Origin of the sequence: Marinomonas fungiae (assembly GCF_001418205.1) — a bacterium.
In the GTDB taxonomy this organism is placed as follows: domain Bacteria; phylum Pseudomonadota; class Gammaproteobacteria; order Pseudomonadales; family Marinomonadaceae; genus Marinomonas; species Marinomonas fungiae.
In genome coordinates this window covers 134,337-145,808 of sequence record NZ_LIQF01000003.1, presented here as the reverse complement: position 1 = coordinate 145,808, position 11,472 = coordinate 134,337, and the positions used below count along the sequence as shown (strand labels likewise).

The 11,472-nt window shown below is 42.0% G+C and carries 16 protein-coding genes; 3 read left to right on the top strand and 13 right to left on the bottom strand.

The features are described from left to right. Window positions 1-131 precede the first annotated feature (131 nt). Window positions 132-611: a helix-turn-helix domain-containing protein gene (locus ASC49_RS05700; protein ID WP_211262017.1), complete on the top strand. Its 480-nt coding sequence runs from the start codon at window positions 132-134 to the stop codon at window positions 609-611. A 235-nt stretch (window positions 612-846) separates the two neighbouring features. On the opposite strand, the gene ASC49_RS19870 is transcribed toward ASC49_RS05700, so the two are convergent. After that, window positions 847-999 carry a hypothetical protein gene (locus ASC49_RS19870; protein ID WP_169787810.1) on the bottom strand — a complete coding sequence of 51 codons (153 nt, stop codon included), beginning with the start codon at window positions 997-999 and terminating at the stop codon, window positions 847-849. A gap of 277 nt (window positions 1,000-1,276) precedes the next feature. Between ASC49_RS19870 and ASC49_RS05695 the strand changes: the two genes are divergently transcribed. Further along, complete coding sequence (locus tag ASC49_RS05695; protein WP_055462264.1) at window positions 1,277-2,152, top strand: MYG1 family protein; 876 nt, start codon at window positions 1,277-1,279, stop codon at window positions 2,150-2,152. 165 nt (window positions 2,153-2,317) lie between these two features. After that, the gene (locus ASC49_RS05690) at window positions 2,318-2,635 is read left to right on the top strand and encodes a c-type cytochrome (protein WP_055462263.1); all 318 of its coding nucleotides are present in this window, start codon (window positions 2,318-2,320) and stop codon (window positions 2,633-2,635) included. Window positions 2,636-2,809: 174 nt separating this feature from the next. Here the strand turns inward: ASC49_RS05690 and ASC49_RS05685 are convergent, their stop codons facing one another. From ASC49_RS05685 to ASC49_RS05625, 12 genes are all read right to left on the bottom strand, one after another. Next, on the bottom strand, window positions 2,810-3,487 hold the full coding sequence (locus ASC49_RS05685) for a hypothetical protein (protein WP_055462262.1): 678 nt from the start codon (window positions 3,485-3,487) through the stop codon (window positions 2,810-2,812). 225 nt (window positions 3,488-3,712) lie between these two features. Then, window positions 3,713-4,372, bottom strand: coding sequence for a GGDEF domain-containing protein (locus ASC49_RS05680; RefSeq protein WP_055462261.1), 660 nt, complete (start codon window positions 4,370-4,372; stop codon window positions 3,713-3,715). Beyond that, window positions 4,342-5,202, bottom strand: coding sequence for a transporter substrate-binding domain-containing protein (locus tag ASC49_RS05675; RefSeq protein ID WP_055462260.1), 861 nt, complete (start codon window positions 5,200-5,202; stop codon window positions 4,342-4,344). The genes ASC49_RS05680 and ASC49_RS05675 overlap by 31 nt, the downstream gene beginning before the upstream one ends. 552 nt (window positions 5,203-5,754) lie before the next feature. Continuing rightward, on the bottom strand, window positions 5,755-6,273 hold the full coding sequence (locus tag ASC49_RS05665; RefSeq protein ID WP_281175771.1) for a DinB family protein: 519 nt from the start codon (window positions 6,271-6,273) through the stop codon (window positions 5,755-5,757). A gap of 106 nt (window positions 6,274-6,379) precedes the next feature. Then, the gene (locus ASC49_RS05660; RefSeq protein ID WP_055462257.1) at window positions 6,380-6,769 is read right to left on the bottom strand and encodes an MAPEG family protein; all 390 of its coding nucleotides are present in this window, start codon (window positions 6,767-6,769) and stop codon (window positions 6,380-6,382) included. A 93-nt stretch (window positions 6,770-6,862) separates the two neighbouring features. Then, window positions 6,863-7,291 carry a hypothetical protein gene (locus ASC49_RS05655; protein ID WP_055462256.1) on the bottom strand — a complete coding sequence of 143 codons (429 nt, stop codon included), beginning with the start codon at window positions 7,289-7,291 and terminating at the stop codon, window positions 6,863-6,865. Between the two features lie 302 nt (window positions 7,292-7,593). After that, the gene (locus ASC49_RS05650) at window positions 7,594-8,025 is read right to left on the bottom strand and encodes an acetyltransferase (RefSeq protein ID WP_055462255.1); all 432 of its coding nucleotides are present in this window, start codon (window positions 8,023-8,025) and stop codon (window positions 7,594-7,596) included. Window positions 8,026-8,056: 31 nt separating this feature from the next. Continuing rightward, window positions 8,057-8,671 (bottom strand): rhomboid family intramembrane serine protease, encoded by a 615-nt coding sequence (locus tag ASC49_RS05645; RefSeq protein WP_072242054.1) that lies wholly within the window; start codon window positions 8,669-8,671, stop codon window positions 8,057-8,059. An 82-nt stretch (window positions 8,672-8,753) separates the two neighbouring features. Further along, on the bottom strand, window positions 8,754-9,101 hold the full coding sequence (locus tag ASC49_RS05640; RefSeq protein ID WP_055462254.1) for a hypothetical protein: 348 nt from the start codon (window positions 9,099-9,101) through the stop codon (window positions 8,754-8,756). Between the two features lie 150 nt (window positions 9,102-9,251). After that, window positions 9,252-9,734, bottom strand: coding sequence for a hypothetical protein (locus ASC49_RS05635; RefSeq protein WP_055462253.1), 483 nt, complete (start codon window positions 9,732-9,734; stop codon window positions 9,252-9,254). A gap of 125 nt (window positions 9,735-9,859) precedes the next feature. After that, window positions 9,860-10,255, bottom strand: coding sequence for a hypothetical protein (locus tag ASC49_RS05630; RefSeq protein WP_141656804.1), 396 nt, complete (start codon window positions 10,253-10,255; stop codon window positions 9,860-9,862). A gap of 112 nt (window positions 10,256-10,367) precedes the next feature. Beyond that, on the bottom strand, window positions 10,368-11,402 hold the full coding sequence (locus ASC49_RS05625; RefSeq protein WP_055462251.1) for a DUF2806 domain-containing protein: 1,035 nt from the start codon (window positions 11,400-11,402) through the stop codon (window positions 10,368-10,370). Between the last annotated feature and the right edge of the window lie 70 nt (window positions 11,403-11,472).

Genomic DNA, 11,472 nt, shown 5'->3' with positions numbered 1-11,472 from the left:
TCCAAAACAAATTCATTCAAAGAGAAATAGAAAAAAGCAATGATTTCTTTTTTAATATAGTAGAACCTCAGTGTATTGAGCAGGCTGATCAAGCTAAAATATCAGATATCGTACTAATTAGTTACCTTTTATTGGTCGATGATAAAAATATTGATGCATCATTATCAAAGGTACTGTCTACCCGGTGGATCGTCTATGACGTCCCAAAAGACTTAGGAAAGAAAGCAATTTCGGAGATTCAGCTATTTAACTGCATCAACCTTAAAGGAATCATTTTTCAAGAATCCCCAATAGAGCATTTGACACGATGCTTAAAAGCTGTCAGTGATGAGGACTTTTGGCTACCTCGAAAAGTCATGGCGCAAATGTTGTCAGAAGTACGCCCCTATACTATCAAGCTTCAGGAGGCCCAAGCCCCACTTACAAAAAGAGAAATTCAAATATTTAAGAGACTTATAAAAGGCGCATCAAACCTAGACATTTCAGATGAACTTTTCATTTCTGAAAGCACAGTAAAAACGCATGTATATAACATCTATAAAAAACTAAATGTAAGTAACCGAAAAGAAGCCATCAGGAAAGCAGGCTATATCTCAGAAATTGATTGTTGATACGCTTCAACCTTAGTAACTGGCATGCATCGTTACTGGGTTAGAAGGCACCAACATGTGGTTGTGGGAACGGATAGACTGTGGCTTGAGGCTCCGTAACAGCTCGTTTTCCAAAATAAAAGTAAGTCAATTTAACGTTTCGCAGCTAGCACTTCCTCATCTAAGTACCAGTTAAAGGGGTCTCCCCCTTTATGAACGGCTAAGCTAACCCACGGCCTGAGCGTAAATTTCCTTTCTAGGCCTTACCAATACTGCCTTTATTTGATTTTGCGTTTCGCTTCAGTTTCTTACGCTCATTTTTCTCAGTGACGATTTTAATGGCCTCGTCTTTTGTTAAGTTCGGGTGTTTAGCAATCAGCTCTTCAACTCTTTTTTCAAAGTTTGTCATCTGTAACTCTCATTTATAGAAGCAATGTGTGTAGTAATGTTCAACTCAGCGCATCTTAACAAGACACTCAGATCAATTCTCTAAAAATAAGCAGCTCTCGCTAAATTTTTCTGCGAAGACACAAGTAGGGGTTGCCACATCAGCGCGTGCTCACTCATCCCCCCTCTTGAGCACCCACTAAATGAATGGTGTCCCCTGCCCTCAAAACCCCGTAGAATCCCGACGTTTAGTACATGTGTGCTGTTAAGTGAAATGAGACCAATAAAAGAGACGGTAAATGACTGATATAATCCAAGTAATTGCTACACATAATGGAAACTTTCACGCAGACGACGTATTTGCTGTTGCAGCACTTAAACACCTTTTTCCATCGGCTGAGCTAATACGGACACGCGACCTAGACGTATTAGCCAAAGCCGATATTGTGCTTGATGTCGGCGGTGTATACGATGCCGACAAAGGCCGCTTCGATCATCACCAACGAGGCGGTGCCGGCGCACGAGAAAACGGCATCCCGTTTTCATCCTTTGGCTTGATGTGGCAAAAGTACGGCCTTCAAATTTGCGGGGATGATCAAGAAATCGCCGATGCCGTGGATAAAAACCTCGTCTCGGCTATCGACGCCATTGATTGTGGCCACGTAGACGGCCCTATCACTGGCGTTAGCCTGAGCCAAACCATCTCCATGTTTAACCCAACATGGGAAGAACATGGCGATTATGATGCCTGCTTTGAGGAAGCGGTTACCTTTGCGTCACGCGTGTTAGCACGATTCATCGCCGCAGCCAGAGGCGGCGTCAACGCTAAAAGCATCGTTATCGAAGCCATTGAAAATGCCGCAGACCCAAGAGTAATCGTGCTAGAGCAATTCACCCCTTGGAAAACCACGGTTCTTAACACATCGCCAGATGCTTTGTTTATGATCTACCCTGCACAAACTGGAGAGTGGCGCATACAAACCGTACCCGTCGAGCTCGGCTCGTTTGAAGACCGTAAAAAACTCCCTGCACCTTGGGCTGGATTGTCTGGTAAAGAACTACAAGACGTCACTGGTTTAGAGGATGCCATGTTCTGTCATAACGGCATGTTTATAGCCGGCTGTAAATCGTTTGAAAGTACCATGAGAATGGCCGAGTTGGCGTTGGAGAACTAAAGGCTTGCTATAAAAAAGATCTGTCTCATACTTAGACTAACTTAAAAGTATTTACCAACGACTGCACAAAACAACATCTTCCACTACAAATTGCCAACGCAATCTCTAAGGTGATTGGCAGTGAGGGTGTGTTGACTGGTAAATTCCTGCTACGGAGTGGGCGCAATGAAAATATGGCTCATCGCACTTGTAATTGTTTCACTGGTTGGCTGCTCAGATTACAACGATAAAACAACCACCATGCAAGGTGGCAAAGAGCTTTATGAAAATTATTGTGCTGGCTGTCATCGTTCTAGAGGAACAGGCCAGTTCCTAATCGGTGTACCACGTATTAAGGATACAGAATTAAGCCTGAGTGAAATTGCTGATGTGATACGACGTCAGCACAAAGACGAAAGGCAAATGCCAATCTTTTCCCAGTTAACTGTACCTCAAAGCTATTCAATTGCTTCCTATATTAAGAACACCCTTAGATACAAATAATACAATTACCTCCCGAGCACCTTGAAAACTCGTTTTCTAGACGTTTGTTCCAACCACTCGTACCAAAGTTATATTCGACAAGAAAGATTGTCAGAAACAACATGATCCTCTTCAATAGTGATAGTAGTGTGGGCATCACAAACATTCTTACCACCGAGGGCCTGTTATGTACTTTTACAGATACTCCCTGAGAATTGGATTTGGTTGCAAAAGAGGCGCGATTGTTTTCCTATTTTCATTGATTACCACTATATCATGGGCGTGCTTTAGATCCTTATGCACTCGAATTTTCCCATTACTTGGTAGCGTCCAATTTTGCCCAGCAATGTTTGTTATTTCCTCTTTAAGAGCCTGTGAAATAAATATTTCCAATCCATCATAATCAATACTAGCAGCGACCTTAGCATTTAGATGAGGATATTCAGGGCTTATCAGTTGATACCCGCACCCGAACTCGGGCACTAAAAAATGCTCAGATACTAATGCCGGATTTTGATAAAACCCCCAGTATTTTTTGGGAACAATGAAATATATAGTATTGCTCCAATAAGGTTGTTCCTTCACATTAGAAAGGTACTCTACGTAAAAACTTCGACTGTGTAAGTAGACTCCTTTGTAAGTAGGGTTTTGATCGCCTACTATTACCTTACCTGCATTTAGCTCTTTCCAAACTTTTTCTGCAATATCAAGAAATTGGTTATTGTAATAGAGAGGGAACATGACATGATCAACCACTAGTTCCATGCTTTTTTCTTCTCCAGCATTGGCTATATTGGGTAGAGAGCTCGCCAGCAAGCATGCCCCTAACACGGTTAATGCATTCCTTCTCTCTTTATCAATTTCACATTCCATCTAGACCATCCAAGATTTTCAAAATCGTATAACACTATAAATATAGTGTATGGAATAGCATTTTCTGCTGCTTTTTTAGATAAACCTTGATAGCTACAATGAGTCTGCTTGATTTTATTTGTTTCATAGAATTGAAGCTGGCTGCTTGCTGTTTTCAAAAGCAGATCAGCGAAGATAGTCCTACGAGCCGGAGGACACAACGCTTTTAAGTGCCTTAGGCAAAAATTAGCCCGCAACAGGCTCTCGCGAAATATTAACACGATTCCGCCCCGCTTTCTTAGCTTGATACATAGCCAGATCCGCTCTATTTAACAGCTCATCAAACTTCTCAGAACGTTTCATAGTCGCCAAACCGACGCTAACCGTTGCACTATACCAAGTGTTTTCGACACATTGGATAGGCTGTTTTTCGACACATTCCCTGAGCTGTTCGGCGACAACATGGGCTTTTATTTGGTCAACACCAGGGAGAAGAATCACAAATTCTTCACCTCCAAGACGGCCAATATAGCCTATATCCTTAAGCCTTAAGGTATCGCCACAAACATTAACAACAGCCCTGATTACCCGATCCCCCACTTCATGACCGTATTGGTCATTTACTTGCTTAAAGTGGTCAATATCAATCAACAACACACTAAAGGGCAGCCCTTCATCAAGACACTTCTCAAATTCCGTTTGTGCAATTTCTAAAATAGCACGTCGATTGTAGGTGCCCGTTAATTCATCGGTCGTGGCTAGGTTTTTCAGTTCTTCCTCTATCTTTTTTTGCTCTTCAATACGCTGAGTGAGTCGCTGCAATTTTATTGCCGCTCTCTTACGTAGTCCCCAGCCGAATAGAATCAGTAATAACACTACGAGACCAGCTGCGCTGGCAATCCACATATAATCCCTCGTGAATTTCCACTCACCTGATGAATATAATTAATCCAATAGCGATATATATCCCGCTTCTGCTGGGCCGTAATACTGTCTAAACTTTTTTGCATGATAGACAATAATGGTGCCCAATCATCTCTCACTGCGAAACGTAAATTCCATTCGAAGCCTGACTCTCCGATCACTTTAAGATTCGTCAGTCCATTTTTTTCAATATAATAAATAGCAGCCGCGTTGTTAGCGACAATAGCGTCTGCCGTTCCATAAGAAACCATCCGCAGCCCAGTCTCTATATCCGGGACACCTAACGCATTGAGTTGCGGGTATTTCTCCTGCAAATGTTCATAGGATGCATAATTTTCGATACCGACTACTTTTTTGCCTTCGAGCGCCTCTATTCCTTCACCAGCAAACTCATTACGCACAATAACCACCGCAGGCAAGCGTATATAAGGTTGAGTAAACTGCATATACTGACTACGCCCTTCGGTTTTCTCAGCAGCCCCCCACATGTCTATTTCACGGGAGCGTCCTTGAGACAAAACTTCGCCCCAGTTATCAAGCTGAACAATCTCTAGCTTCTGTCCCAAGTTCAGTTTCTGGTCGATTATCTTAATAAAATCAGCCGTAATGCCTTGGTATTCATTAGTTTCATCGAAAAATTCAACCGGAGGGAAATTAGGTGCAGGGGCAAAGCGGATAACAGGTTGTTGATCCAGCCATAGTCGTTCATCAGCCGTTAAGATATCTTGTCCATACGACATGCCTATCATGCTGAATAGCAGCAGATAAAGAAAACCGAACAAGCGTTTAATCAAAAATGAACTTCCCTTCATAACATCCCTATGCACACCACATTCGTAGATCAACTTACGAGCATTAAATAATCACCCCTTATAGTAATTCAATGACCATCTATTGACCATCCCAGAAAATCACGTCAAAAACTAGCTATCAACATAAAGCCAAGAGCAATAACGACCGCCCCACTTGAGCGCTATGTTATTCGGCACCGCTCTTCAATTGCCTGACTTCTTCAGCAGTAAGCACCTTTGGGCGCACTATGGGAGCCCGCGATTCATTAAATAGCTCTAATTTCCTATGCAGAACGCTGATACACGTTGAGATAACGATCCAGAGAAATCGAAGAATGGAAACAGAATATCCATCCGATCCTGGTTTCAGCTCTCCTGTCGCTGTATCGGTATTAACTTTGGCAATGCTTTTCCCTAAGTCGGCGTCCATACGAAAATGATCGAGCGATGAGTGAACAAGACCAATGAAGGGTACTTTAGAATTTAGCAGGGGGTCCCTACAGGAGTATTGCAGCATGCCGCATACCAAAAATGCCACGCGACATGAATCCCTCTTAAACGCTTTGTTAGGTGTTAGCCCCCAACTCTTCTTGAAGGTTCTAATTGATGAAGATAGCGTGTAAATGTGTCTTTGGGACGCTCTAGATTGTTTTCTGCCAGCACCCTAGATGCCATACCTCGGTGGTTACTACCATGAGTTAACAAATGGAGCAGAATTTCTTCGACTGACATTTGCCCTGTATCACCATCAACAAACTTAAATGAAACAACTCTTTTTAGCTCTTCCTTGGATGCTGCGCCTACATATTGAACTAACCATGAGTCGTTTTGATTCATGGTCTCTCGTAGCTCCGATAGAGTTGGAGTTTCAACGGTATTATCACCGCTATATTTTTCAGGCTTGCCCAAAATTCGACTAATGAAGAGGCTATCAACCACTGTCGTATGGTTTAATATTCTAACGAAAAAGGTAGCATCACTCTCTGGAAGTATTGAAAACTGTTGCTCACCAATATCAAGCAATTTCTTATTTGCCCACTTTTTATATTGAAACGCCGTCGAAAAATCCATTTTTTCTCCATTCTGATTCATTTAAGAGTTGAGGAACCCAATCTGCACCTAACGCTACCAACACATGCCGAGCGGCAGCGAGATCCAGCCCATGTGCTTTTTGCATGGGCGATTATGATTGGCTTTGTTATGCATTTGCGACGCTAATGAGTGGGCCAAGTATAGCCAATGCAATCAATACAAAAGTTGGCAGTATTGACAACATAAAACCCAGCCCTCGACTTTCCGAGTTTGAAATATAAGCACGCCAGTATATAAAACGTCCAACAAGATAAATTACCCCTATTCCTGAAACCAAAGCCGATGGCCAATGATTCCCAGCAATAAATAAAGCAGGCAAAAAAGCAACAAGCGTTTCTAAGGTGTTTGTTTGAACGCGATACATACGCTCAAAACCTGCATCGCCAGTTACAGCCGGTGCTTTTAAACCTGATTTTCTCCGGGCTGATCCAGTCATGAAGCCAAAGAAGAAAAACTGGAGCACAGCCAAGGCTCCGACTAACTCAATATATTCCATTTATTTCCTCGATAAAAATTAAGGTTGTTTGACGCATAACGCCGCCATAAACCGCGCGAGCTTGGGAGCGAATTTAATAGCCTTGTTAAGCATCTATCTACCATGCCTAGGAATCGGATCTAGATCAGGTGCGACGAATGAACTACGAGCCAGCTCCGAAAAAAGCACACCAGCTGAGTAGTGCGTCATCATGATACTTGAATCAAGTAAAACTTCATTCTTTTCCATGAAGTCGTCTGCTGACTCAGAGCTATCCGTATTCATCATGAAGTGATGGACGGCCAAAACCCAAGCTTCGGTCAATGTTTCGTGATACTTCTGAGAAGGTTCAACACCAACATGTTTCAACAAACTGATAATTGTATCTCGCATTAGACAAACAGACTCAGTTACATCATTGTCGACAAGGTATGTGTAGGCTAAGCGCACATGTGCCCTATGATCAAATTCGGGCACCGGAAATTCAAATGATTCAACTTGTCTCCTAAATTCCCTATCTTCTTTTGACGCTGCATAGTTCATTACTGACCTCCAATTACTGGCGGATACCTAACGCCTCTCACACAAGCCGAGCGTAGCGAGCCCAAGGCATGAAATGCCCGAACGTTCATGGTCTTGTTAGCCATTTTTTCGTATAAGTACTAACTTAACAAATTATTAGACGATAACGTGTCACCGATAATAAACAGTGCAATTGGAACTGCCATGAAAGTCGATAGTAACTCCCTAATATTGGGCTTTTAACAGCACCAACCGCAGCGAATTTCTCTCTGCACTGAATCCTCTATGATGGCTAACGTCGCCGTGCCGACCTTGTTAAATTTTTATAGCGCCATATGCAACAGTGGATATGGCTTACCCTGATCATCAACTGGTGAGCGACCTATCACTTTAAAGCCAATATGCTGGTAAAAGCCCAGCGCCTGTTCGTTTTGTTCATTTACATCAACCTTTGATGCTCTCTGCTCTTTGATAGCATGGGCCGCTAACATGGCACCAATGCCTTTGCCACGTGCATCAGGGGAGATGAACAACATCTCAATATTACCGTCATGGACGCCGCAAAATCCCTGAATTTCACCATGCGCATTCTTCGCGCACCTTAAGTCAACGGCGTCAAAATACTGCTCAAGAATTAATGGCTTTAACTCTTGTAGATCATCCTCAGCCAGAAAATCATGTGTTGCTCTGACCGATGCTTCCCAGATTTCTATTAGCTTAAGGTGATCTGCTTTTTCTACAATCTCAATGTTCATCACTTAACTTAATTAAAAATTTAACGCCGAGCTAAGCGGCGCCACAAGCGGCGTCCTTATTTGAGCTTTTTGTTAGCTTATTTACGTGAAAAACGCCTAGCACCATACCGACAGCCAAGCTTAAAACATGACCAGGCTTCGGATAATTAGCAAAAATAAGATCGAGCGAAAAAGCTGGGATTAATGCAAACAATAACGCATAAATTACATTGCGTTTGTCATGCATAATCGTTGTTAGAATAATTCCAAAGCCGGCAATCCCCAATACAGCTTGAGAACCACCTGTTCCAGTATTCCATGGGGCTTGTACAAATAGAGTGCTATACAACGTTCCTGAAGCACCAGCTATAAACCAAACTAAGAGAAACCTAGGCCAGCCAATACGTTTCTCTATGGCATACCCTAATACAACAAGAGATAAGACGTTGTAAAACATATGGTATTGTTTGGCATGCACCAACTGGGATGTAAATAACGTCCAAACCTCCCAATTCATCAAGTTAGATACGTTAACACCTCCGTATGATTTAAGCTCAATCATCGTTACTTTACCAAGAAAAGATCCGGTGACGATATAAGCCACAATCATTGAGACAAATATAGTTGTTAAACCTAGTCCAATTGATGCAATTGGTAATTTCTTCACTCTATCTCCTTAAGAGTTAACGCCCGGCTCAGCAAGCATGTGAGCTGGAGCTGTTTGTTATGGCCGCTGCACAACTACACGACTAAGAAATATGATTCTCATTAACGTACCAGACACCGGAGTTTTGGTGTATACCCAAAACGATAAGAGCCTCACTCTTTTCATAAATTCCACGCCACACAAACCTTAAAGATCTCTGTGAGCTACCTTTACCCGAGCAATTTAACGAGCCAAGATATACCCTTTCTTTGTAGGCCCCTAACTCATCTTTCATCGCCTCTACGTCTTTGATAAAAACATCTTCGTTAAAACCTGAATCAACAGTTTCATAACGTTTTATGAAAGAAGCATAATCTCCGTTTTGATCTGCGTTTAGCATTTCAGTGAGATACTTTTCCGCAATTTTTAACTCTTCTTGATTATCTTCCATATCGACTGTTCCTTAATCACTTGAGCTGAATTCGAGTTCTATTGACATAATGCCCGGCTCACCGAGCAAATTTTAGATGGCGGCTTTTGTGCGTATTTTGCACAAAAGGTGACAGCGGAAATTCGTCCGGTACAGCCGCTTGTTATATTTTTAATCAGGAGGAAGTTGTTTAAATGCACCTTGCATTGCTTCTCTTACGATTTTTGTGAGTAAGTCCTTAGATTTTTCTTGCATTGTTACACCTATTTTACTACGAAGCTCTACCAGCTTTTCAAAATAAGGCGAATTCTTACCGTTGTAATAGAGGGAATTAATTTCTTCATCACTTAAGTATTCAGAATGCGCATCAGCTAAATTTTGATTCCATTGTGGTTGATATTTTAGTATGGTGCGATTCAGCTCAATTTCCAGAATTTTATTTGCTTCAATGCTTCCAACTTTTGAATCAATAATTTTATAAGTTTGTGTTGTTCTAGCGACTTTGTATGCAAGTTTGGTTAAGTTGCTTCCCGCCTTTGCCTTAACGATATAATCAATAGTTTGAACTTCAGGCCCTGTAACTTGCTCATGTTCTGAACATCCCATTGCCAGAATAATGATTAAAGGTAGTAATAAAAAACCACATAATTTCATAAAGATGCTCATTTTAAATATAACGCCACAATAACCGAGCGCATCTAGGCGTGGTATTGTGAGCAAAGCGAACCACGCTTAGCGGAGTCCGGTTGATTGTTTTGTTATCCAGCCGTTGACTATAATTACTTCTCAAACCATTCGCCTGCACGTAAAATTGACAGATCTCTCCCTCGCGTAATACGAACCATGTTCGAAATTGAACCATGCGCACGCCCATGATCCTTTTCTGTTAAAAACGCTTCTACGGTTTCCGTTGTCGAGTGCAGTATAGTGTCAAAATAGGTGCGCTGCTCTGATTCTGTAAGCCACGTCTCCTTTAGCTGAAACGGGTGATGAAGAGCCGCCTGAAGAAATGCGGCTCTTTCTTCATCGGTGTTAATAACAAAGTAGTCTTCTTCAGTTAATTTAATCAAAACGGAAAAATCTGCATGACCACTTGCCACTCCTAAATCGAGAGAGAAGCCTTCTTCATTAGATAGAAGTGTCATCCGTAAGTTTTGAAAGACTCTCTTTTCCATTTTGTTTACCTTAAGTCAAACGCCATTTTGGGGAGAAGCCGGATAACGCCGCCAGCAGGGGCCGAAAAACCAAAGCGAAGCGGCGGTTTTTTGGTCCCTCTGGCTGGCTTTGTTAAGCATTTTCCTCGAGCTTGACCTCTGCGGCATTAAAATATTGCCCAGACTCCGCAGTTAGCTGAACAAAATCAGCAGTTCTTACATTAAAGCCTTTCTTAGCATAATCTTTAGCAACGGATTCAAGGTAATCGGTATTAACACCAAAACTGGCTAACCTCAAAACCTCAGCACCTACCCTCGTCAACAAATAAACGCTGGCTTCTACAGTTTTGTTCTTATCTTCATGATCAATAAGGATGATTTTGTCACTAGCAATCAACCCTTTAAAATACTTATTTTGGTCTTGAGTCTTATACGTTGTAGTAAGGCCTAGAGCCTCGACGCCAGAAAGAACCCCAATATCTTGTAAAAATAGGAGCTGCGAAAAAAATAGGCCCTCCGCTTCTAAGAAATTTTCTTTGTCACGATAAATCCTTCCATCTATAACAAACCGCGCTGCCTTGCTAATTAGTTCGGCTTCAGCTTTGGATAGACCTTTTAAAAACTCTAATGTTCGCATCGAATAAGTGCCGGGTTGTTTCACTTCACCAGCTAATATTCTTCCCCATAAATCTTGTAGTTCGTCAGCTGAAACTCGGCCAGCATATTCTCTCCATGAATACAGCCAGTCGTCTTCAATTGGAGTGTCAGAAGGTTCTTGACGATCTTGACCGAGAATATCCTCCGCAATCAATATTGATTTTGCAACATTGGTTTCCTTTCGAATCGACTCGGAAAAATCATTATTGCTAACCGTACTAGCCAGTTCGGAAAGATCTAAAGTAGGTTCAACCCTGCCTAGCTCATCTACGCTGCTAGATGGGGCATTCAAGAGCTTAACTTCGGGTTTTAACTGAAAGCTAGATTGCCCCGACTTAATTGAGTCAACTTCTACCTCAGCTTGAGCTAGTAATAACATTTCTTTGCGTCGTATTTCAGCTCGAGCATCAGCCATACGCTTTTCTTGCCAAGGAGCCAGCAGTGAACCAACACCTTTTTCGGCAAGGGTTTCCCACATCTTTAGAAGTAATTTTTCACCTGGGTAATCCATAAATCTCCTTGATGCTTAACGCCGTTATAAATTGCCGAAAAAAGCGCAGCTTATTGAGGTCAATTTCATG

Bases quoted from the DNA above. Each gene is read 5' to 3' on its own strand.
- ASC49_RS19870 (WP_169787810.1), bottom strand. From the start codon at position 999: ATGACAAACTTTGAAAAAAGAGTTGAAGAGCTGATTGCTAAACACCCG.
- ASC49_RS05695 (WP_055462264.1), top strand. From the start codon at position 1,277: ATGACTGATATAATCCAAGTAATTGCTACACATAATGGAAACTTTCAC.
- ASC49_RS05690 (WP_055462263.1), top strand. From the start codon at position 2,318: ATGAAAATATGGCTCATCGCACTTGTAATTGTTTCACTGGTTGGCTGC.
- ASC49_RS05685 (WP_055462262.1), bottom strand. From the start codon at position 3,487: ATGGAATGTGAAATTGATAAAGAGAGAAGGAATGCATTAACCGTGTTA.
- ASC49_RS05680 (WP_055462261.1), bottom strand. From the start codon at position 4,372: ATGTGGATTGCCAGCGCAGCTGGTCTCGTAGTGTTATTACTGATTCTA.
- ASC49_RS05675 (WP_055462260.1), bottom strand. From the start codon at position 5,202: ATGAAGGGAAGTTCATTTTTGATTAAACGCTTGTTCGGTTTTCTTTAT.
- ASC49_RS05665 (WP_281175771.1), bottom strand. From the start codon at position 6,273: ATGAATCAGAATGGAGAAAAAATGGATTTTTCGACGGCGTTTCAATAT.
- ASC49_RS05660 (WP_055462257.1), bottom strand. From the start codon at position 6,769: ATGGAATATATTGAGTTAGTCGGAGCCTTGGCTGTGCTCCAGTTTTTC.
- ASC49_RS05655 (WP_055462256.1), bottom strand. From the start codon at position 7,291: ATGAACTATGCAGCGTCAAAAGAAGATAGGGAATTTAGGAGACAAGTT.
- ASC49_RS05650 (WP_055462255.1), bottom strand. From the start codon at position 8,025: ATGAACATTGAGATTGTAGAAAAAGCAGATCACCTTAAGCTAATAGAA.
- ASC49_RS05640 (WP_055462254.1), bottom strand. From the start codon at position 9,101: ATGGAAGATAATCAAGAAGAGTTAAAAATTGCGGAAAAGTATCTCACT.
- ASC49_RS05635 (WP_055462253.1), bottom strand. From the start codon at position 9,734: ATGAAATTATGTGGTTTTTTATTACTACCTTTAATCATTATTCTGGCA.
- ASC49_RS05630 (WP_141656804.1), bottom strand. From the start codon at position 10,255: ATGGAAAAGAGAGTCTTTCAAAACTTACGGATGACACTTCTATCTAAT.
- ASC49_RS05625 (WP_055462251.1), bottom strand. From the start codon at position 11,402: ATGGATTACCCAGGTGAAAAATTACTTCTAAAGATGTGGGAAACCCTT.